Annotated in this window: 20 protein-coding genes and 1 pseudogene; 2 read left to right on the forward strand and 19 right to left on the reverse strand. The window is 42.8% G+C overall.

Annotation, left to right across the window (positions count from 1 at the left end):
• Positions 1-27: 27 nt before the first annotated feature.
• The 7 genes from ribD to KKZ03_RS15165 all read right to left on the reverse strand — a co-directional run bounded on the left by ribD (position 28) and on the right by KKZ03_RS15165 (position 6,729).
• Positions 28-1,116 (reverse strand): bifunctional diaminohydroxyphosphoribosylaminopyrimidine deaminase/5-amino-6-(5-phosphoribosylamino)uracil reductase RibD, encoded by a 1,089-nt coding sequence (gene ribD / locus KKZ03_RS15135; RefSeq protein WP_243217639.1) that lies wholly within the window; start codon positions 1,114-1,116, stop codon positions 28-30.
• Complete coding sequence (gene nrdR / locus KKZ03_RS15140; protein ID WP_243217640.1) at positions 1,113-1,565, reverse strand: transcriptional regulator NrdR; 453 nt, start codon at positions 1,563-1,565, stop codon at positions 1,113-1,115. Before nrdR ends, ribD begins: the two co-directional genes overlap by 4 nt.
• Before the next feature lie 107 nt (positions 1,566-1,672).
• Positions 1,673-2,695 carry a Gfo/Idh/MocA family protein gene (locus KKZ03_RS15145; protein WP_243217641.1) on the reverse strand — a complete coding sequence of 341 codons (1,023 nt, stop codon included), beginning with the start codon at positions 2,693-2,695 and terminating at the stop codon, positions 1,673-1,675.
• A gap of 95 nt (positions 2,696-2,790) precedes the next feature.
• Positions 2,791-3,546: a polyphosphate--glucose phosphotransferase gene (gene ppgK / locus KKZ03_RS15150; RefSeq protein WP_243217642.1), complete on the reverse strand. Its 756-nt coding sequence runs from the start codon at positions 3,544-3,546 to the stop codon at positions 2,791-2,793.
• 299 nt (positions 3,547-3,845) lie between these two features.
• Positions 3,846-4,388: a DUF1097 domain-containing protein gene (locus KKZ03_RS15155; RefSeq protein ID WP_243217643.1), complete on the reverse strand. Its 543-nt coding sequence runs from the start codon at positions 4,386-4,388 to the stop codon at positions 3,846-3,848.
• A 567-nt stretch (positions 4,389-4,955) separates the two neighbouring features.
• Positions 4,956-5,615, reverse strand: coding sequence for a TMEM165/GDT1 family protein (locus KKZ03_RS15160; protein WP_243217644.1), 660 nt, complete (start codon positions 5,613-5,615; stop codon positions 4,956-4,958).
• A 163-nt stretch (positions 5,616-5,778) separates the two neighbouring features.
• Positions 5,779-6,729, reverse strand: a complete 951-nt coding sequence (locus KKZ03_RS15165) for a ZIP family metal transporter (RefSeq protein ID WP_243217645.1) — start codon at positions 6,727-6,729, stop codon at positions 5,779-5,781.
• Between the two features lie 368 nt (positions 6,730-7,097).
• Here KKZ03_RS15165 and KKZ03_RS15170 point away from each other — a divergent pair, with 368 nt between their 5' ends.
• Both KKZ03_RS15170 and KKZ03_RS15175 read left to right on the forward strand, forming a co-directional pair.
• Complete coding sequence (locus KKZ03_RS15170) at positions 7,098-7,886, forward strand: SDR family NAD(P)-dependent oxidoreductase (RefSeq protein ID WP_243217646.1); 789 nt, start codon at positions 7,098-7,100, stop codon at positions 7,884-7,886.
• Between the two features lie 43 nt (positions 7,887-7,929).
• The gene (locus KKZ03_RS15175) at positions 7,930-8,655 is read left to right on the forward strand and encodes an SDR family NAD(P)-dependent oxidoreductase (protein WP_243217647.1); all 726 of its coding nucleotides are present in this window, start codon (positions 7,930-7,932) and stop codon (positions 8,653-8,655) included.
• A gap of 9 nt (positions 8,656-8,664) precedes the next feature.
• On the opposite strand, the pseudogene KKZ03_RS22095 reads toward KKZ03_RS15175, so the two are convergent.
• The 12 genes and pseudogenes from KKZ03_RS22095 to KKZ03_RS15230 all read right to left on the reverse strand — a co-directional run.
• A pseudogene (locus KKZ03_RS22095) lies at positions 8,665-8,949 on the reverse strand (transposase); the annotation flags it as partial.
• 383 nt (positions 8,950-9,332) lie between these two features.
• Positions 9,333-9,569: an IS66 family insertion sequence element accessory protein TnpB gene (tnpB, locus tag KKZ03_RS15180; protein ID WP_243217648.1), complete on the reverse strand. Its 237-nt coding sequence runs from the start codon at positions 9,567-9,569 to the stop codon at positions 9,333-9,335.
• Entirely contained in the window at positions 9,557-9,862 is a 306-nt protein-coding gene (locus tag KKZ03_RS15185) for an IS66 family insertion sequence element accessory protein TnpB (RefSeq protein WP_243217649.1), read from the reverse strand. The genes tnpB and KKZ03_RS15185 overlap by 13 nt, the downstream gene beginning before the upstream one ends.
• Positions 9,863-9,933: 71 nt before the next feature.
• Positions 9,934-10,200 carry an adenylyl-sulfate kinase gene (locus tag KKZ03_RS15190; RefSeq protein ID WP_305852355.1) on the reverse strand — a complete coding sequence of 89 codons (267 nt, stop codon included), beginning with the start codon at positions 10,198-10,200 and terminating at the stop codon, positions 9,934-9,936.
• Positions 10,201-10,409: 209 nt separating this feature from the next.
• On the reverse strand, positions 10,410-11,615 hold the full coding sequence (gene lhgO / locus KKZ03_RS15195; RefSeq protein WP_243217651.1) for an L-2-hydroxyglutarate oxidase: 1,206 nt from the start codon (positions 11,613-11,615) through the stop codon (positions 10,410-10,412).
• A gap of 32 nt (positions 11,616-11,647) precedes the next feature.
• The gene (locus KKZ03_RS15200; protein ID WP_305852356.1) at positions 11,648-12,202 is read right to left on the reverse strand and encodes an HAD family hydrolase; all 555 of its coding nucleotides are present in this window, start codon (positions 12,200-12,202) and stop codon (positions 11,648-11,650) included.
• A 29-nt stretch (positions 12,203-12,231) separates the two neighbouring features.
• Complete coding sequence (locus tag KKZ03_RS15205) at positions 12,232-13,122, reverse strand: glycosyltransferase family 2 protein (protein WP_243217652.1); 891 nt, start codon at positions 13,120-13,122, stop codon at positions 12,232-12,234.
• A gap of 411 nt (positions 13,123-13,533) precedes the next feature.
• Positions 13,534-14,475 (reverse strand): UDP-glucuronic acid decarboxylase family protein, encoded by a 942-nt coding sequence (locus KKZ03_RS15210; protein ID WP_243217653.1) that lies wholly within the window; start codon positions 14,473-14,475, stop codon positions 13,534-13,536.
• 510 nt (positions 14,476-14,985) lie between these two features.
• A complete protein-coding gene (locus KKZ03_RS15215; protein ID WP_243217654.1) occupies positions 14,986-15,306 on the reverse strand; it encodes a hypothetical protein in 321 nt (106 codons plus the stop codon).
• A gap of 150 nt (positions 15,307-15,456) precedes the next feature.
• Positions 15,457-16,377 (reverse strand): class I SAM-dependent methyltransferase, encoded by a 921-nt coding sequence (locus KKZ03_RS15220; protein WP_243217655.1) that lies wholly within the window; start codon positions 16,375-16,377, stop codon positions 15,457-15,459.
• A gap of 87 nt (positions 16,378-16,464) precedes the next feature.
• Positions 16,465-20,421: a methyltransferase domain-containing protein gene (locus KKZ03_RS15225; protein WP_243217656.1), complete on the reverse strand. Its 3,957-nt coding sequence runs from the start codon at positions 20,419-20,421 to the stop codon at positions 16,465-16,467.
• Complete coding sequence (locus KKZ03_RS15230) at positions 20,411-22,687, reverse strand: class I SAM-dependent methyltransferase (protein ID WP_243217657.1); 2,277 nt, start codon at positions 22,685-22,687, stop codon at positions 20,411-20,413. Before KKZ03_RS15230 ends, KKZ03_RS15225 begins: the two co-directional genes overlap by 11 nt.
• Positions 22,688-22,694 lie beyond the last annotated feature (7 nt).

The raw sequence follows: 22,694 nt of genomic DNA on the forward strand, positions 1-22,694 counted from the left end.
CACCGATTAATAATAGAAAAAAGCACGCTATGATGCAGTCAATGTTAACTTTATATCTGGCCCAATCTGCCTGACATCGCTTACATGTAACGTTTTTTTATCCGCCATATGCTGCAATCCAGGTACGGTAAATAATCCTCGCCCTTGATCACCAAGGATACAGGGTGCCATATAAACCACCCATTCATCAACCAGGCCTTCAGCCAGTAACGCGCCATTAATTATCGAGCCTGCTTCAACCAGCAACTCATTAATTTGTTGTTGCGCTAAAAAAGCCATCACGGCAGACAGATCAAGCCGGCCATTTTTATCGGCCAGCGTATAAACTTCAAAACCAGCTGCCTGCAAAGCTTGCCGCTTTTGTTCATCCTGTGAGCACGTCAAAATCAGACTACGTCCAGCCAACTTTGCCATTTTGGCAGTAACCGGCATGTTCAAGGCAGAATCAAGTACCACTCTAACCGGTTGCACAACATCCCAGGCAACCCTGGCATTTAACGCGGGATCATCCGCTAATACCGTATTAATACCCGTTAAAATAGCCGAACTCTCCGCTCTTAAGCGATGTACATCCGCTCTGGCTTCGGCTGAAGTTATCCATTTACTTTCTCCAGAGGCCATCGCAGTACGTCCATCCAGACTCATCGCCAACTTGCTGCGGACAAAGGGACGCGTTACTGTCACTCTTTTAATAAAACCCCGATTTAATGCCAGTGCATCTTCTTCCAATACACCACAACTTACTTTAATGCCGGCGGCTTTCAGTTTTTCCAAGCCACGACCTGACACCAGCGGATTAGGATCTTGCATGGCAACCACAACACGACTTACACCGGCGGTTATCAGCGCATCACTGCAAGGCGGTGTTTTGCCATGATGACTACAAGGCTCCAAGGTGACATAAGCAGTTGCACCGCGAGCATCCTGAACATTTTTTAATGCTTCAACTTCTGCGTGTCCAAGGCCCGTTTTAGCATGCCAGCCTTCACCAATAACTTCGCCATTTCTGACTAAAACACAGCCTACACGGGGGTTGGGGTCCGTCGTATAGCGACCTTTTTTAGCCAGTTGAATCGCTCTGGCCATATAAAAAGCATCTTCACTGGGTGAACTCATTTTTTTTGTAAATCTTCAATCATCTCAGTAAATTCACTGACATCCTGAAAACTGCGATACACCGATGCAAACCTTACAAAAGCCACATGATCCAGTGAACTTAACTCTTTCATGACTTTTTCACCCAATTCCTCCACGGCAATTTCACGCTCCCCCCGTTGCATTAACTCTTTTTTTATACGATTAATTGCCGCTTCAATAGCATCACTATCAACCGGTCTTTTTTCCAAGGCTTTAAGCATTCCCGAGCGCAATTTTCGCTCTTCAAAAGGCTGGCGGTTACCATCACGCTTGACAACACGTGGCATAGTTAATTCTGCTATTTCAAACGTGGTGAAGCGTTCCTTGCAGACATTACATTCACGTCGACGACGAACCTGATCCCCTTCATTTATTAATCGGGAATCAAGGACTCGTGTATCTTGTGCCGCACAAAATGGACATCGCATAAAACTTAAGCCACTGTTTTTATATACCGAAAACTCGGCCTTTATATTCAAAACCTGTTATTTTATAACATTTCATAACGTTATTTGACTTTTATTTTTATAATCAGTTATTTAAGCTTGGTCAATTTTACCACTCGCCCTTCAGTGGCAGATTGCAAAGCCGCAACAATAACCTTGCAATTGGCTTTAGCATCATCCAACGATAATGCAGGTTGGCGGTTATTTAACACACAATCACTGAAATGCTCAATTTCAAGACGGAAATGATTCTCAACGGGCAGTTGCTCTTCGCAGTGCCTGCCATCTTCAGTCCACCAGGAAATGGTGGGGACATCTCCCGGAGATTGCCAGACAGTATGGCATTTTATACCGCCTTTTGACCCGGTAATCTCATATTCAGAGCGCCTTGCACGCTCAAAGCTAAAATCAAAATGTGCCTGTTTTCCGGCACCGAAATCAATGATACCGCTGGTAGTAATATCAGCACCACTCTCAACATACTTGGCCATCGCGGTTACCGCGACCGGAGTTTCCTTAAAAAACATCCGTGCCGAATGAATTGCATAACAGCCAATATCCCACATGGCACCACCGCCATGCTCAACACTTTCTACCAGACGATATAGCCGTGCAGGTTTCATCATAAAAGAATAACTGGCACGCACAAATCTTACTTCGCCAATTAGCCCGGAATGAATCAATTCCTGAACCCGTGCGTATTGCGGGTGAAATCGATACATAAAACCTTCCATGACTGTCACTTTATGCTTGATAGCCGCAACTTTAATGGCTTCAATATCAGCAACTGTCAACGCCATCGGTTTTTCGCACAACACATGCTTGCCGCATGCTATGGCACGTAGTACCCATTCGGCATGTTCATGATTGGCAAGAGGCAAGTACACGGCATCAACGTTAGTATCGCTTAGCAAATCTTCGAGATTATCATACGTTTTAACAGACTGATGCTGTGGCGCGTATTGAGCCATTATTTTCGCAGCGGCGCCAGGACGACGACTGGCAATGGCCACCAACTTCGCATTTGACGCTTCAACGATAGCCGGAAGCAAGCGCTCATTTACACGAGCAGCACCTAAAATACCCCAGCGTAATTTTGTTTTTATATTCATACGATTAATCCTTTTCGTGTGCGAGTCGCAGAAAATCGCCTGTTTTCTGTTCCAACATAACTTGATATGTACTAAAGCAGATTTAAGAGGGCTGGTTAATTATCAGTCAGGGTGTTTTTCGATTGTGCATACAATGCCGCACCCACAATACCGGCCTGATTTAAAAAGGCAGCTGGCTTTACCTGTGCATCTACCGTAATTTGTTTATTAAATTTGTTGAACTTTTTGCTGGCACCACCGCCAAGAATGATCAAATCAGGCCAGAACAGCGCTTCCATCTGCATCAGATAAGTGTTGAAGCGCTTTCCCCAAACTTTCCAGCTCAAATTTTTATTTTTCCGAACGGCATCTGAGGTGTAATGCTCGGCTTTTTTGCCGTTTTTTAAATATACATGGCCTAATTCCGTATTGGGAAGTAACTTTCCATCACTAAAAAAAACCGTACCCAAGCCGGTACCAACGGTTATCAGTAAAACAACCCCGGATTGACCTACTCCTTCACCAAAATGCATTTCTGCCATGCCGGCCGCATCGGCATCATTCAAACTATAACAGGAACATTTAGTCGCTTCTGAAAACAGCCTATCGATATTGATACCGATAAACGATGGCGCTATATTAGCCGCTGTCTTCGGTATACCGTGTTGAATAGCAGCAGGAAAACCACATCCAACCAAGCCGCTCCAGTTGAAATGAATGACCAGTTGCGCCAGGATTGCTGCAATCGCTTCTGGCGTTGCCGGTTGCGGTGTATCAATACGATGACGCTCGGTGACCAGTTCACCCGTTACCGTATCAACAACAGCGCCTTTAATACCTGACCCACCTATATCCACACCGAGAATTAGCATAAAATTTCCTGATAATTTATTACTGGGAAAGTCATTGTAGGCAAAGTCATTGCAAATGCAATGATTGAATCAGTCGCTCCTTGTTATTCTGCATCAAATGAAATCGAAAATTATAGAGAAGTTAAATTCTGAAAAGGTATAGTCGAGTAACGAGGCGTAAGAATAAACTGAACTTGTAAAATAAGTTATTATTCGGAAAACTTAAAAACCCGACACTATCGGTATGGGTACTACAATAAAGGTATGGGTGGGTAAAACAGCATTACCCACCTCATGCAATTTATTAGTTTGTAATCAGTTTACTTGGTTAGTTTTGCACTCAGTTGTGCTGACCATTGACCAAAATAAGTACCAACAACAATGGAAATAGAGATAACCAGTAAAGGGTTGCTCAGAGAAATACTCCACAGAACATCCTGATTTAACTTATCAGGTGTTTGCAACAAATAGGCAAAAGTTGATGAATAACCTAATACGCTGGCAGGTATTGTGGCAAGTTGTGGGATATTTGCAGCCAGACACATAACGACAACAGCAACGGCTACGGTAATGGCAGCCATAGCTGGAAAACCAAGAATCGCTGTAGATGGAATATGGGTAAGCAAAATAGCCGTGATCCAGGCCATAAATACACCGAAAATTCCGCATACGATAGTGTTTATCAATGCTTCTTTGCTGGCACCCAGAAAAAAGTAAGCAGCCCATGCGATAGTCGCTGCCCATATAAAAAAGAAACCACTCAAAGGTCCTACTGCCAAAAATGTTGCAACTCCGGCCAGACCGCCAATACTTAAAGAGAGCGCTGTTAGTGAATCGAAAGAGAGTGCTTTTAGTTTATCCATAATATATATCCAAAAAAGATCACCTCACAATTAGTATTTAGGAGATTTCCTGCAAATAACATACCCTGCTTGCAGGTCTTTTTATTTGTTGACGACAAGTCAAAATAGTTGCGTAATCAGAGCTGCGAGCTTATTTTTTGTCGTGTAAATAAAAAATCCTGTAATATTTAGGTCTATTAATTCCTGGATATCACCTTAGCCAGACTTCACATTGAGGTGGTTCTATGAAATCCAACATTTTCGGTTAATCAAACGACCAAACAGATCTGACGGTATCAAGTATTATCGAATAATACTCAAAAGCACTCAAATCAGCGGCTGATTTTATACTTTACTGATGACATAGGTCAATTGATAAGACCGCATCCCGGCATGAGCACTTTAATAAACAAATTTCTCAAGATGATATCCGAGAATTAATATACCCAAGTAGCGTAGGATTTTTGTTTAATTACAAGGCGGAGAAATAAGTGCGTAGTTGGCTACGTAATTATTTTGACTACACAGTAAATGAATAAAAAGACCATCAAGCTGGGTATATTATTCTCAGAACATCACCTAAGTCCATCAAACAGTGTAGTAGGTATAAGCACGGTAAGCAGCAAAAGCAGAAAGCACAAGAAAAATGCTGCCACTAATTTTATGCAACAAGACCAAAGGAATCTTTTTTAAAATAGTACGACCGGCAAGAATACCCAAAGCCGATGTTGAAGCCAACGCCGTTGTCGATCCCAGCCATACCGCCAGTGGCGTCACAGTACTGCTTAAAGCAACAACTGCCAATTGTGTCTTGTCACCAAATTCAGCGACAGTAATCAATAAGAAAGTAGTCAAGAAAATACTATGACCACTTTTTTCCTTAACGTACTCATCATTTTCCTCCTCGTGCATTCGTAAGGAATGGATCCCAAAAACGGCAAACAGCAAAGCAACGGTTGCCGCGACACTATATTCTGGTAACCAACTGGCAATGGCGACACCAAAAACAACAGCCAGGGTATTTAAAAAGGCAAAAGCTGCGATAGCACCCAATAAAACCGGCATGGCTCTATGCCTGGATGCCAAGGTCATACAAACCAACTGACTTTTATCGCCAATTTCTGCGGCTGCAATCAGGGCAAAACTGGTCACAGCGGTGGTTGATAGCTCGGTAATATTACCGGTAGCCAATAACGATAAAAATCGCTCCAATGAAAATTGTTGCAAAATATTTTGAATATTATCCATTCTTGTCTCAGTCGTTTTAATGCGAACATCATGTTCCACAGCCTGCTATTTTTGGGCCAAGCTACAGCTATGAAGAGCGTAAAGTCCCTCGCAGCAAGCCTTGCAGAAAATGCCCTGATATCAGAAACAACGATAAAAAAGCTGTTTTGGATGTTTTTTAGTATCAGCCAAGCAGATTATCCAGAATCATCATAATGATAAAACCACCCATCAAGGCGAAGGTTGCGAAACGCGAGCGTCCCTTTGAATGCGTTTCAGGGATAATTTCTTCACTGATAACAAACAACATTGCACCGGCGGCAAAACCCATTGCAATCGGTAAAACAGGTTCAAAAACAGTCACCATAGTAATACCCAGTAAGCCACCAACAGGCTCAACCAAACCTGTTAAGGTAGCAATACCGATAGCTTTCCATTTATTGTAACCCAAACCAACCAATGGCAAGGCAACGGCTAAACCTTCAGGAATATTTTGCAAAGCGATGGCAATCGCTAAAACCAGACCATTTTTCATATCTCCGGTACCAAAACTGACACCTACCGACATGCCTTCAGGAAAATTATGGATAGTGATGGCAATGATAAATAGCCAGACTTTTTTTAAAGACGATAATTGAATATCTGAGATTGAATCAAAATGTACATGTGGCAACTGGCGATCTGCGTAATGCAAAAATACTGCCCCCACCATCATTCCCAGAGAAACAATATAAATGCCTTTACCCGGCCAGATTAAATTGCCATAAGTCATACCCGGCATCAATAGCGAAAAGGCAGTTGCAGCCAACATAACACCGGCAGCCGCACCCAACATACTATTAAATAAATTACGAGAAATATCCTTAAAAAACAAAGCCGGTAAAGCACCAACACCGGTAGCCAGGCCGGCTAAAATACTGGCCAGAAAACCGATAACAACCACTTTTCCTAAAAACAGGTATAACAAACCAAAAAACACCAATTGTGATACTAAAAACAGGCCTGCCAACGTTGCCCAGCGTTTAAGTGGCGGTAAAGCCTGCAACTTCTGATAATTTTCGCTATCTTTTATCTGCTCTACCTTAATTTCAAAATAGCTTTGTAATTTTGAAAGTGTTCTTGTTGTTATCGTCATTATTACTTACCTGTGTCAGCAGTTTTAGTTATTGCCTCGCATTATAGCCAAATACCAAATTTTTATGCTGTTATTATAATTGTCTAATATACAATTTAGGTTGGGCAAGCATCTTTTCTCTACACATTGCTTACACCGATCTAATCAAGAGATATGATGAAGCTCTTTGTTTATCGCCCTAACCCCTTGTAAATTAGAATAGTGAGTGAAGTTATTATACCTAGAACCATTGTTTATTGGTTTTTCTGTAGTAAGCTGACAAGTCTAAAATAATTCATGTCTCACATTTTTGTCGATAAATTAAAGTCCCATCAGCGCGCCTATTTCATATCAGACGTTATCAAGCACCCACTCACATCTCATAAACCATGAACCTAAAACTAACAGATAAAACAGCTTTTATTTCGGGCTCTACCAAGGGTATCGGCTTTTCCATTGCCAGCCAACTAGCCTCGGAAGGAGCGCATGTCATTGTCAACGGGCGTTCGAATGAAGCGGTCGACAACGCCTTAAAACAAATTCGACAGACTGTGCCGGAAGCAAAAATCGAAGGCTTTGTTGGTGACTTTTCCAAAGCAGAAACAATCGAAGCTCTACTCTTGCACTTCCCTGCTGTGGATATTCTCGTCAACAATCTCGGCATTTTTGAACCCAAACCTTTCGAGGAAATTCCTGATGAAGATTGGCTGCGATTTTTTGAGGTCAACGTACTCAGTGGTGTGCGTCTTAGCCGCGCTTATATTTCCGGCATGAAGCAAAAAAATTGGGGACGGATTATTTTTATCAGTAGCGAAAGTGCTATTCAAATTCCTGCGGAAATGATTCATTACGGTACTACAAAGACAGCTCAGCTCGCTCTTTCACGTGGCTTGGCCGAGTCTTGTGCCGGAACCGGGGTTACTGTTAATGCCATTCTTCCCGGGCCGACTCGAACAGCTGGCGTTGAAGATTTTGTGACGCAACTCAGTGGCGGACTTGAATTCGCTGATTTTGAAAAGGAATTTGTTGAAAGCGCACGACCCAGTTCGCTGATCAAACGATTCGCAACGCCTGATGAGGTCGCCAGTTTGGTGACATTTGTTTGCAGTCCCGTTGCCTCAGCTATCACCGGTGCCGCTTTACGGGTAGATGGCGGCATTGTACGTTCGTGTTTTTAACAACAGTGCAATTTATAAAAAAACCTATTAATTAAGGCATTTAATGAAAACTATTTTAATCACCGGCAGTAATTCTGACATCGGTATTGCCGTAGCAAAAGCACTTGCCGATCACTCGGTAAACCTGGCATTACAATATTATTCCAATCAGACTAAAGCCGAATCGCTAAAAGAATGGCTGGATAATAAAAATATCAATAACAAGCTGTTTCAAGCGGATCTGACTCAAGCATCATCAGCTAAAAATTTGATTCAAAACACCTTGAAAGAATTTGGCAACATCGATGTACTTATTAATGTCATTGGACCTTTTGTCTATAAAGATATCTTGACCGTATCGCCACAGGAATGGGAGCAAGATATCCAATCCAATTTAAGCACTTGTTTTAACACCTGCCATTACGCGCTGGAAACACTAAAAAAAAACCAAGGTCATATTATCAACTTCGCTTTTTCCGGGGTAGAAAGCATTAAAGCCCGGCCAATGTCAGCAGGTTATTGCGCCGCAAAAACAGGTGTTGCCGTCTTAACAAAAAGCCTGGCTACCGCTTTGGCGCCTTTTAAAGTAAGAGTCAACGCAATCTGTCCAGGCCTGGTCGAAGAAGGCAACATATCCATTGAAGAGCGTCAAAATATGGCTGAACAAATTCCCTACGGTCGCCCTGTCTATCCCGATGAAATAGGAAAAACCGTCAAATGGCTGATTTTTGACAGCCCTGAAGCGATGACCGGATCATTTCTTACGGTTTCCGGAGGATGGGAATATTAATTACTGATGTTATTCGGTATTAACAAGAAAATGATAATCTTTGGGAACAACAGTAATACCACACTGGCAAGCATCGGGCTCGTGCCGAAACTCAATACGTGGCAAATGCTCGGGTAATGGCTGGCGTCCAGCGCGGGGCCGTTTAGGTTTACAATCGTTGTCGACCGGCACAGTGGCGCTTAACTGTTCAAGTGCCGCCTCAGCAGCGGCGACGTCTTCGTTCCAAGACTCCTCAAACAGACCCTTTTGTAGCTGACTAAAGGCTTCGGTTTTAGCGCCGTATCTGATCCTGCGTAGGTAGGATAAGCTCGTAAGTTAATGCTTGGATTTTATCTTCTTTGCTTTGAAGCTCAACTGTTTTACGTTAAATTTCTTGCGCATCTTTCTTAGTCTGTTCGAGCAGCGCACGAACCATTTCTGCCACCTGGGTTTTAGAGGCGGTTTCGAGGTCAAACTGTTCAAACTGGCTAAGTGATTTCATGGTGATATTATAACAAAAAAACCATGAAAGCCTTGTTATTACTGGGCTAAAGCGAAAAAATAGCTTACTGAAGAGTTATCGTTTACATCTGTAAATCTGCTGGCAGGATGGCCGACAAGCGCTGCCAGTTCACCCCGGCAATTAACCATTGCCATTGCTCAAACGTCACCGAAAAACAGGTGTCTGTAGACTTTGGTCAAACGAAACCACCTACATGTAAACGACGTTGACACAGCCACACGCCAGTAGCATCCCAGAGCAACACTTTGATGCGATTACCGGGGCGATTGCGGAACACGATGGCGACACCTGAGCAAGGCACCTTACACAAAGCTTCTTGGGCAATCATCGACAAGCCATCAATGCCACGCAGCATGTCCACGGGCTCGACTGCCAACCAAATAGCCATAGGATCTGTTATTAACCCAGGCATTGTAATAGCTCCGCAAGCCAGCGCGGCGAGGCGTTAACAGGCAGCTCCAATGAGAGTCCATTGGCTAACCGTAGTCGTAAGGGTTCATTTATCGCCGGCGGAGTTGTAATCGGTTGTGTAACGTCGATTGCAATCAACGAAGGTGCCATTGCTTGGGAAAGTGCTTGATAATTGCTAAACCATCTTGAAAACGTTTTTTTATTCAATGCATGTGTTTGGCAATAAGCTGTTTGCGAGGAACCACACGCTTGCCATGTTTTTATATGTTTTAGTTGCTGTTCAGTTAATGCCATGAGATATCCTCAGAAAAAAACTGAAGGATACCAGTGCATTTAGAATGTTTTAAGATGGTGGCGCTACGCGCTTACATTACAATCATACCGGCATCGTTCATAAGTCGGGCGACTTCGGTAATACGACGAATATTCTCTGTACGATTTTCATTGGAGAAACCGAGATTTTTATTTAGCCCATGACGGATGTTGTCGCCATCCAGTACATAGCAAGTACGACCTTCAGCGAACAGTGCTTTTTCAAGCGCAAAAGCCAAAGTGGATTTTCCTGCAGCACTAAGCCCTGTAAGCCAAATTGTGAGCGCTTTATTGACCCAATAAAAACTCTCTATCTTCACTGCTTACATGCCCGCCGTGCCAAACCACGTTACCTGAATTCTCTGTCATTCAATTACCTGCTTTGTATTTTTTCAGCCCAACACCGTTAGAATGATTTTCGGTCAAAGAAAAATCATCATATTTGCCGTCAGTGATACCATGCAACAGACACATCGAGTTCATCTGCCATAGAAAAAGATGGTAACAATGCGTCATCATTATTCTTACTTCAAACTATATTACTGCTATTTACGATCATTTCCGCGAACGCGAACGAGCTGGTAAAGGCAGGAGAAATTGCATTAAGTACGTGGGTAGAATGATCAGTATGCTGAAAAATATAATCCATTTCCAACTTCCCTTCACGCAAATTGACAAGCTGTGGACGAATACCTGCTTTAGGAGTTGGGATCATATCCTCAGAAGTAATCGATAGAAGCAAACGCTGCGCAGCCAAAACGAAATTGTGTTTCATGTACTTGGCTAACTCCATATGCGCCATGCGACGAAAGTTATATCGATTACCTAAGTACATTCCAGCCAAACGATAGCCAACATCAATGGCTTCCAACGGTCTAATGCCTTGAATCAATCCATAATTCTCACGGCCAAGCGCAGGTATGGCAGTGGGTCCGACATACACATCTCCGCTGATAACACGGGTTAAATGGACGCCCAAAAAAGGCAGTTCGATATCCGGAACCGGGTAAATATTGGCACGAACCAAGTGTTCAGCTTCCGGCCTCAGCTTCCAGTAAATACCCTTAAAAGGCACCAGTGCATAGTCAGAGGCCAGGCCAAAGCTTTTAGCCACAACATCAGCGTAAGCTCCCGCACAATTAAAAAGATAACCAAAAGAAAGTTTCCCTTGGTCGGTAACCACTTCACCAGATCGACCCAGCTTTCTAAAACCATGACGCCATAGAAATTGAACACCCTGTTGCTCAAGTAGAACCGTTAACTGATTGACCACCGCGCGACTATCTATTACTGCCGTGTCTGGCGAATAAATCGCTGCCAGTCCCGGAACTGCATACGGTTCGATTTCATGCAGCTCTTTTTCATCAATGCGCCAAGCGCGTATCCCGTTTTCATTGGCATTGCGTAGCAGACGCTTTACCGTTGGCAAATCCTTCTCGGACGTAGCCACGATTACCTTGCCGGATTTCGAGCAGGGAATACCGTGTTCTTGAGCAAAAGCCATCATCCTCGCGGCACCAACACTACAAACCTTGGCTTTGAGCGTGTCACTGCTGTAGTAAATACCACTATGCAACACACCACTATTACGACCGCTTGCGTGTAAACCTGAATTGGCTTCCTTGTCCAAGACACCTATTTTTGCAGATGGAAAGCGCATTTTAAGCTCGTGCGCAACGGTCAAGCCGACAATACCTGCACCCACTATCAAATAATCATAAGAATTTTCATTCATTTACTTTTCTCGTAAGACGTAGCGGCGACAAATTAACGAAGGTGAAACAGTATTTCATTAATCGTAAGTAAACAATCAAGTTGTAAATCCGGTTGAGGAGATACGACTATGTGCGGTGGTGCCATTAATACGACCTTGCCTACCTTTGCGGTGCGTGCAGCAATCATGTCAGAAGCTTTGTCCCCCACCAGAATCGAGTCCTCAAGCGATAGTCCCAGATCATCCCTGGCACGCAGAATCATCCCTGGATTGGGCTTGCGATCGAAGGAATCTGCTTTGTATTTTCCGATACCGTGTTCAGCATGATAGGGGCAAAAATACACGCCAGAAATGTTGACACCTTCTTCTGAAAAACGCTCACACATCCAATCCGACAATTCACAAAACTGATCTTCAGTATAGTAGCCACGCCCTATTCCTGCCTGATTTGTCACCACTACAATCGCCATGCCTACTGCTATAGCACTACGGCAAAGATCGAATATACCGTCAATAAACATAAAATCGTTAATGCGATAAACATAGTTCGTCTCCACATTAATGACACCGTCACGATCAAGGAACAGCGCTCCGCGTTTGTTACCCACTGTAAATCACTAGAACTATAATTGTTATGCTAACGCACAAACGGCCACAGCATTCCCCGTCCGGCCATATATCTACCGATAAACCATACCCAAAGATAAGCTCTCCAACGGAAAGGTAAGCCACAGTCAAATAAAAGCTTGCGAGTAAATTCTGCAATGGCCTTAAACAGTGTCTCAGGAACCTTTTCTATTTTGCCGCTTTCAGGACAGTATAAAACCTCAGGTTCTTCGCCACGTAAAACTTGCAACAACCGAGTAGCCACTTTTTTGCGAGAATTGATTAATGCCAAAAAAGTGTGATCATCGGCAAAACGGCCACGCTTTTGATAGGTATCATCAAAAAGAGCTTTTCCGGTTCGATAATGCAAATGTTCAAAAATAACATCGTCCAGGTAATAAAGTCGATCAAATCCAGCATATTGAAGGCGTTTAAAGATATCAAATAAATGGTAGTCAATAAATGCACCTTGATATTCTTTAGGATAAGGCTCTAACAACAGTTCGCAGGTGCGCCGTGACAAAATCGGGAATGTACAAAGGTTACCCTTCTTAAAAAGATCATTACCGTAGGCCAGATAAATTTTGTCGGGAACACTTGCGTGCAAGTTTATAATCCGGATATCCCAGTCTTGTGTACCGATCACCATATCATCGTTAACAAGGATGATAATGTCACCCCGTGCCTTTTCCAGACAAGCCGAGTTATAACAACCCATTGACATACGCGGCCCAATGATAGTAACAACGGAAACATCGTCACTACCAAGATGATGACTGTCGGTATCATCCTCATCTATATAGAGAATAATCTCAACCTGAATCAAGTCATTAGTATGGGTTACCAGGCTTTTAATAAACCGATCGACCAAAGTGGGGCGATCTCGCGTAGGCATTAAGAGCGAAACAAAAGGATGTGTCATTTATTCGGCCCCACGCTGTAGGCCACTGTCATTAAGTTAAGCCGAGATAACGAAGCTTTTCTTAACTTAATGGCAGTGTCTGTGCAGATGCCTACAATGCTGATAATGGGGTTGTGCTTTATCAACTTACCTTCCTGCTAAAAAATATCATTGGTACACCCCTGTTTTATGGCTGCCAAATTAAGGCGTGCCAAAGTTAATAGATTGTGACATGTGGAGCGCAAGCCCTGCTTGCGAACAGGCAAAGCCTATACTTCTGTTTTGTCCCGCTTTATAGCCCAAGATTTTTTGCAATTTCAAGTAAAATCGCCAAAATATCATCAACTATCATAGTTATTTCACTATCCCGTAATAGTTATAAGCTACGGTCAAAGTATAGTAGGACAAAAAAACAATATCGTTCGACAGACATTACAGTATCTTTCTAAAATACTCGATTGTCTTTACCAAGCCATCGTCCAGCTTAATAGTAGGAGACCAGCCAAGCTTCTCACGAGCGAGTGTAATGTCTGGTTGCCTTTGCTTAGGGTCATCCATAGGCAACGGTTCATATATAACTTTACTCCCGCTTTCAGGAATGAGCTGCAATATTCTTTCTGCCAACTGCTTGATAGTAAACTCATTTGGATTTCCCATATTGACAGGGCCAGTAAAGCCAACTTCGCTAGCCATCATTCTTACCATTCCCTCTATAAGATCGTCTACATACTGAAAGCTGCGTGTTTGTGAACCATCACCGTAAAGCGTAATGTCCTTATTTTGTAGTGCCTGGACAATAAAATTAGAGACTACCCGACCATCACACGGATGCATGCGGGTGCCATAGGTATTGAAGATACGGATTACTTTAATATCCAACTTGTGCTGCCGATGATAGTCAAAAAATAGCGTTTCAGCACACCGCTTTCCTTCGTCATAACACGCCCGCAGCCCAATCGTATTAACTCTTCCCCAATAGCTTTCTGTTTGAGGATGTATTTCCGGATCACCATACACTTCAGATGTTGAAGCCTGCAATATTTTTGCATGAATACGCTTGGCAAGGCCGAGCATATTAATCGCACCATGAACACTAGTCTTGGTGGTCTGGACGGGATCGTGCTGATAATGAATGGGTGATGCGGGACAAGCCAAATTGTAGATTTGATCCACTTCAACAAAAAGGGGAAAAGTAATGTCATGTCTTAACAACTCAAATCTTGGATGCCCAAACAAATGCTCCACATTTTTTTTGCGCCCCGTAAAAAAATTATCGGCACAAAGAACCTCATGGCCGTCAGCAATCAGTCGATCACATAAATGTGATCCGACAAAACCGGCACCACCCGTGACTAAAATACGTAAGTTATTCATGCGACATTATCCTTTTTATTTTTTATTTTTTATTTTTTATTTTTTATTTATCTTACTTTCAAATATTATTTGGATTTTCGTGAAATGTAGTGTTTTATATTTAATACGGAAGCCTCTGCAATCACCTTTATGTAAAAAGACGCTTGACGACTAAACAGCTTATGGAATATTTAATCCGGGCAGTTTTTTCCGGGAATCACTTTTGTGGCATGGATATCCAGTTCTCGTAGATACACCCCAGAACCCACTTTCGGGTGATGATTACACAAATCTTCTTTAGAGTACCTACTCCAAATAAAGGGCTCTGAAGAGCAGAATGTTTAGGTTGCATAACCACAGTGTAGCTATCGAGGCCTGATGACACCGAAACTTTCTCAGAAAAAACCCCGTTACTGTTTACTAGTCGTGCAGGTAATTAAGTCCATGTTTAGGGATTTTTATTTGGTTGTGATGTAGCTATCAGCCTTACATCTTTCATGTGTTCCGCCATGAGCCTTACCAACACTAAATTTAGGCAGACTGGCTGCGAAAAAGTACATGCCGCAAAAGGATCTGGATCATTTTCTTTTGATCCCCATGCAGTAGCGTCACAGACTCCGGATAATGTGGCGGACTGACCGAATGCCAACCGGGTTGCACTGAAGCGAAGAGACCTTGTGGCCCTAACTCATCTTTTTGTGAGCTGGCAGTGACTTTGTAGTCTTTTATTTTTGTGCTGGAAATGTCTATGGCGGAACGAGGCCAAAGAAGTTTGGTGGAATCATTTGAGTCACCACAACCTGTGGCCGCCACCAAAACAAAAGCTGAGGCAAGTAAGTATCTTATTTTCATGTTGATCTCCAATGTTATTAAAGCTTGGTTTTAAATATCCAAGTGCAATGAACTTCATACTTGAAACTAAGGTTGTAAAAATCAAAATTATTGCCTCAATTTGGCTAGCATTAACTAATCCGTTGACCAACGATTAAAATCCATACCCGACTAACCAATTGCATGCTTAACTAGCAAAACATCGTAATCAATCTTTACGTCGTAATCTGGACTGAGTACAATTTCATCTAGTATTGATAACCCAAGGTCGACATCCCCTCGCAAAACATGAAAATGCGCTCGAGCCGCCAAAACACATAACTTATACCAGCCTTTTAAATGGCTTGAAGCAGAAATCATAAGCGCGTCTCCTTCGTTTACGCTAAGTAAATTGTAGAAATTTTTGCCTAGCACGCCTTTGGGAATTTTACGTATTAGCCGAAAACACACGCTACTATCATCAGGAGAATCTACCAACTCGAAATAACTCGATAGAGACTCTTGAATCGCGTGAATCCATGGGCATTCTGCAGAAATAAAATCTTGATGAATGACAATTGAGTGACCAGGAATTAATGCTGGATAGAACTCGTTCACAATGCGTTCCATAGTTTCTGGACTTTTGGCTACGTCCACAAACAAAATTTCGATTGGGCTATCATTCCATGTTGCTTCGCAAATATTGCCCTTATGCGGTACAACTAATCTACTCAAGGTACCAAGGTTTTCCAGGAAAACCCCCGAAATATCCTCTAAATGACTAAAACTCTTCCCCGGGAAAAAACGACCCCAGTCGTCCCAAAATTGCCATAAATCATAGGAATGAATAACTGGTTCAGAAGATTTATGCCCTCCCTCATCCAAACCCAATGCTAAAGAGTAAGTACTGCCTCCAGCAAGCGGCCCAAGATCTACAATTGCGCCACAATTTGTAAAATATTCCTTAACCAGCCAATACAAATATCTGCTTTCATCTTCAGAAATCATTGACCCAATAGGGTTGATCTCCGATATTGGCTTTGTGCTTGTTCGCCACGGCAAAAGCCCATTGCTTGAAAGTATTTCAGGATGTACTAGTTTAAAATGTTCCATATATTGCCTTTGTTTTTCTAGGATGACGCACGCTGTATGTATACAGCGAACTTTTCTTTAGTAAAGCACTACGATGCCAAAATACAACTATCGAATTCGCTGACCAGCTATTTCAAAGCCATGCTGGACTAACCAGTTTGGATCATAGTCACTCAGTTCGGCAATAATATCGGCCGTCAAAAGATCTTTCCCTTCATAGGAAATAGAGAAGGAAATTTCCTTAATATCCTGGCGAGCCCTTAAAGTATCAAGGTCATATTGATCTAATAATAAGCCATTGATGTGCCGACGAGACAGCATGGAGTTGATATAGTCTTCAGCTGATACTGCCATATCTTCTTTAATGCGATCTGCCGCGCCGGTAGTTTCGGCATAGCGGAGAATCTGGTCGGGTGTCTTACGCAAATGTATCCAGGGATATTCCCCAAAATAGTTAAACATGTGATGACCAAATGGCGAATGATAAAGTGGCCCCGCCTGGATATAGAAATACCCGCCGACTTTTACCAACCGGATGATCTCATCAAACACGGCTTGCGGATCAGAAATATGTTCGAAGGTGGCAATCGAATAAACCATATCGAAACTTTCATCCGGGAAAGGTAAATTCTGTGCATCCCGGCAAAAATATTTAATCCTGGCATCTGGAAAGTTGCAGCCAGCGGTTTGCATCACATCAACGCCGATTACTTGCTTGGCTCCCAAATTCACCATGTATTCACAGACCAGGCCATCACCACATCCCACTTCAAGAACCGTTTGATTCTTGGGTAATGGCAGATGATTGAACAAACACGTCAGGTAATGCTTGTTGTAGATTAATCTATGTGCGTTCTCACCGGTGAGTGCGTGCCGCTGACCGGTATTCGTTAAAATTTCTACAGTATTGGCAAGGAGTGTTGCGGCTTGCTCGATTACGCTCTGAGACCAGGCACCATCCACCGCGATAGGCAAAACCACCTGATCGAAGCCGCTTTCCTTAAGAAGTAAGGCTACCTCTTCTTTGCTAGCAGCCACAATGGCATCAGCCAGAATAGGTAAAGCTTGACCTGCCACAACTATTTTACTGATGCCGTCAGGCTTTGCAGTAGGCTTCTCCACAAGTAAAGTAAAAACCTCTCCAGGTCTGGCAGATAAGATTAATTGATCCAGTTGGTCATTATCGGTAATACCGAAAATCAGTGTCTGCAATTGTTCGCCTAGTGCTAATTTTTGATGCCGATCTATCTCTATCTTTAATTGACTGACGCTGTGGGCATTAAGGCACACACTATATTCGTTGTTTACAAACTTGTCGTAATCAAAAGGTACCTCTGCGATAGGAATGGCGAAGTAAGTATGCTCGAACCGCGTAATAGTGAATCCCTTGAAATTCGAAAACAATTCTACGGGATCTTTTTTTTCTAAAGCTGCCTTCACCTCATCTGCTGACAGCCCCCAAAATATATCGGCATCAGAATCGTTAGCCCGTATTCTCGAACGTGCAAAAAAGGATGCATCACGTTGAAAGATCGTGAAATTCCGATAATCCTCATCGACCATGATAGTTTCGCCGCCCGTCGAGAGTTTCGCCATTAGAATCGGGACTTTGTATTCATGATCAGATTGGTGGGAGACGGACTTGTTAGCTTGTTGTCTTACAGCATTGCGCAGGAATTTTACTATTCGCAATTCTCGTGAATAGTCCGACTGGTCTATCTTGATCCAGAAAGCCCGAAACAAATGCTTGGTTATTGGAGTATTTTTAGTTATATGAATAGCCGATTTCGCTGTAATTCGAGCCAGTCGTTTTACTAAAGGAACTGGTTTTAATCTTTTGATAAAGTTGTAGCGAACAACTCTATTAGCCCCTCTTGTCAACAAAGCCCCACAATCATACTGGGTTAAAACAGACTCTTGGTATTGATCATCGATAATCAAGAGCGCACCCGAAATATTGCCCATTATCAGGGTTCGTAATTCATCAATCGTGTTTGCAGACAAAATACCAGGCAATTCACGGTCGGCTTGCACTGTAATATTTAGCGTGCCTAATCTCTGTGGTGCTCCCCAAAATCTATTCATGTAGCTGATAATGTTATGTCCATGAAATCCACTCTCAACAAGAGTGACCTCATACAGGGATACCAACTGGTTGTTGCCGCCGGACAAACAGACAACATCGATATCCTTTATACGATTGACATTCCACACTGGATTATCCTGTGGAAAACCGTATAGATTGCTTTGATAAGCGTAAACCACCCATTCCCCCCAATACCGTGGGAAGCACTCGAGTAATATGGCTAATTGGGCAGATTCTACGCTGTCAGAAGTTGTAGTGATAAACTGTTGACTATTAATAACAAGTTGCTTGGCGTAGTCGATAAGCGCGGGATAAGCATTGAGTTTTTCTGCAATAGCGAATGCTTTAAGCTTTAGCTCATCCGCTGACAAGCTACTCTTAATGAGCGTATCAATCTCTTCTTGCAAGTCTAATTGGGCAAGAATCGTTGGTTCACGATTCCAGATAGTTGTCTTAAGGCGCTGCCAACGCCCCGTATCCCGCCAAGCTTTAATGAAGATGGCACGCTGCTGTTCAAACTTTGTTCCTGCACTTTCTGAGTTGTGCGCCAGAGTCCCTCCGCCCACATGGGTAAGAAGAACTTCAGGTGTGCAAATTAACCGGTAGCCCGCCTCCCATACTGCAAACCCATAGGCAATATCCAGAAAATATTTTGAGTAAATCTCCTCAACTTTAATATGCCCTATTTTGTTTAGATCCAAAAGCATGACTGCACTGCAAATACTCTGTACGGCTACCGGTCGGTTATGCATCTCAAAAACGTGAGTGTGATGTCCTGAGTCATCCGGGTTCATTACGATGCCGGCGTATGAGAATTGCCCCTTTGCATTTTTATGGCATGGTGTTACCAGGGCAGTTTCATCGTCTATGCATTTCAGCAGACCATCAAGCCAATCTTCTTCAACGAACACATCGTCGTCCATCAATACAAGGTAATCCGTCCGACACATATCAATCAGCCGATTCATCTCCCGAGAGTGATTAAAATTCCCTGCGCCATTGTTATCAATCACAACAAGATCGAAGTTGGTTGTATAGCGTTTGACGCTATCAATGCAGCGTTGTGCCATCGGCGACATTAGGTTTGCAGAGACTACACCAACAGTGACTCGCGTATTGGCACTGGATAGCCTGGCTTCGGTTCCCATGTGCCTTACATATTCTGCCTGCCGTAGTCCTGCCCAATCGGTTAACGCTTCTACACGCCGCTGCCAAATTCCGTTATTGGCCTGCGTACGTCGACTCATTATGTAGCCCATTAATTGGCCAACCAGATGAGCTCTTTTCTCCTGCATTCCCTCAAAAAGAATGGTATCGAGCTTGTGGATTTCTTCATTTGGCTTGTATGATTCTGGGCCTCTAATTCCAACCTCTCTATTCAGGTGTTCGAACACAACATCAGGGAGGTAGATGATTCGTCGTTGCCCCAAACTTCCCAGTAAATCAAAAATATTATAAATGTGGTCGTCTATGCGATAGCGCAGAAAGGCTTCTGGACAAATGCCATTGGCGTAATCACAAAAAACGCGACTGACTAAGGGAAAAGTACAAAGCTTGTCTTCAAATATTTTGTCATTGGTATGGATTAAAACAATTCCATCCGGAAAGTTATCAGCGACAGCCCGAATTTTAATATCCCACCCCTGAGTACCAGCCAGGACATCATCGTTAAGAAGCATTACATAATCCCCAATGGATACTTGATAGCCTGCCATGTTCAGGGCACCCATTGACTGTCCAACTGGTACGACAACCATTTTGGTATTCAGCTTAGAATGGCGATAGTTGGCGGTCTCCTGATCATCACTATCGGCAACGATAATAACTTCGATATCTTCCGGATTTGCAACTGTGTTATACAAACTATTGAGACATCGAGCCAGACCAACCGGTCGATTACGACTAGGTATAATAATTGAAAGAAACAAATCATCTTGTTTTGATGAGGGATTTAATGTCATGGCTGCTTTAATTTTCACGTTGCCCCCATTTTTTTGTCAAAATTATTTTGCCAAACATGCTCTGCGATATAACAGCTAATTGTTGAGCAGATTCTTCTACTTTTTGCCTTAAAAAGACTGAACTCTCAGCTTGTCGGGTTTCTGATTGTTCTACGAAACGCTTCAGGGTATCCTCAGCGTCCTTGACTTGCTGCTGTAGCGATGCATTACTTTCAGATTGTCGGGACTCTGACTGGTCTTCGTAACGCCTCAAACTATCCTCAACTTCTTTAAGTTGTTGCTGTAGTGATGCATTACTTTCAGCTTGTCGGGTTTCTGATTGTTCTACGAAACGCTTCAGGGTATCCTCAGCGTCCTTGATTTGCTGCTGTAGCGATGCATTACTTTCAGCTTGTCGGGACTCTGATTCGCCCAACTTCTTCCGTAACGCAATTCCGACAATTACTTCATCTGTATTTGTACCAGTTAGAATTCGTTCGGGGCCCAGTTGTTCAAGAAGCAAAAGCATACCTAAGCGAACATCAATCGGGCCAGAAGTTTGATGGATTCCAATAACTTGGCCTTTAAAAGAAACCAGGTTGTAGCCCTCATAAGAACCAATTATAGTCGGCGTATCATTAGACTCAGCCTCTGACTGATCTTCATAATGCTTCAATCGATCCTCAACTTTTTTAAGTCGCTGTTGTAAATCTGCATTACTTTCAGCTTGTCGGATCTCTGACTCTCCCAACTTTTTTCGTAACGCAATTCCGACAATTACTTCATCTGCATTTGTACCTGTTTGAATTTGTTCGGGACCCAGTTGTTCAATAAGCAAAGGCATACCTAAGCGAACATTAATCGGGCCAGAAGTCTGAGGGATTCCAATAACTTGGTCTTTGAAAGAAACCAGGTTGTAACCCTCATAAGAACCAATTATAGTCGGCGTATCATTAGACTCAGCCTCTAACTGATCTTCGTAATGCTTCAATCGATCCTCAACTTCTTTAAGTCGCTGTTGTAGATCTGCATTACTTTGAGCTTGTCGGGTCTCTGACTCTACCAATTTTTTGCGTAACGCAATTCCAACAATTACTTCATCTGCATTTGTACCTGTTTGAATTCGTTCGGGATCCAGTTGTTCAATAAGCAAAGGCATACCTAAGCGAACATCAATCGGGCCAGAAGTTTGATGGATTCCAATAACTTGACCTTTAAAAGAAACCAGGTTGTAGCCCTCGTAAGAACCAATGATAGTTGGCGTGTCATCATGGGTATTGACTAGGGGAACTGTCACCTCTGGATTTAAAATGGTATCTAGTTTTTTATTGAGTTCGACAATAGAGTCAGCAATAAAAATAACTGGAGAAATATCAAAGTTAAATGAAACAGACTCAAAAATTTGTTTTGGATCAAGATGTATCGCTATAGCAATATATCTTGATCCAAATTCATGGATACGAAATTTACCATCATTTTCAATTAGTCGCAAAGAAGGTGATTCGTCAATTGCGCATTGTATATGTGCAGGTAAATTAACGGCTGCTAAATCAAGCACAATTTTCTCAGCCATTCCAGAAACCCAACGGATAGCCCAATAGCCCTGCCATGCTGATACCTCGCCTAATTCTTCAGCTACTGCTGCTGTAACACCAGGATGGAAGAAATGCCCACTGCTGTCACAGTTCGTGTAATCCAATCCGGTTTCTAATGATTGAAGAAGTGCTTGAGATGATAGCTCATTTGCCTGGATTTCAAGATCGTCACCACAAATAATGCCACCTTCCAGAATCAATCGCTTAGTCTCACGAATATCTGATATTACATTTGTATAGAGATGGGAACCGTCAATATAAATTAGGTGATACGTGTTATCGTTTAATTTTGGCAAAGTATCTTGCGCAGAACCACGTCTAATAATAACCTGATCTAAAATGCCTTCAGCACGAAGATTATGTAAAAATAGGGCATAAATATCCTCGGATGCTGCTGCTTCATTCATCAATCGATAATGATCGTTCGTTTCGCAAGCGAGATCGAAGTATGGTATCCATTGATCAACACAATCGATAGTGACAGTTCGACCCATTGCAACAAAGGCTTTAACCCAAGTAATTGCTGAAGCTCCTGCCCATGAGCCAATTTCGAGAATGCGAATCGGCCCTTCGAACATTTCACACACCAGCTCAACTGTGGGTCGAAAAAAAAGGTGGCGTTCAGGTGGGCCCTGTAACGCAGCCAATTCTGATCCAAGATAAACCTTACCTCTGAGTACACATTTAGCAAATCTAGTTATATCTCTCAAGTATATA

Source organism: Methylobacter sp. S3L5C, from assembly GCF_022788635.1.
Taxonomy (GTDB): Bacteria; Pseudomonadota; Gammaproteobacteria; order Methylococcales; family Methylomonadaceae; genus Methylobacter_C.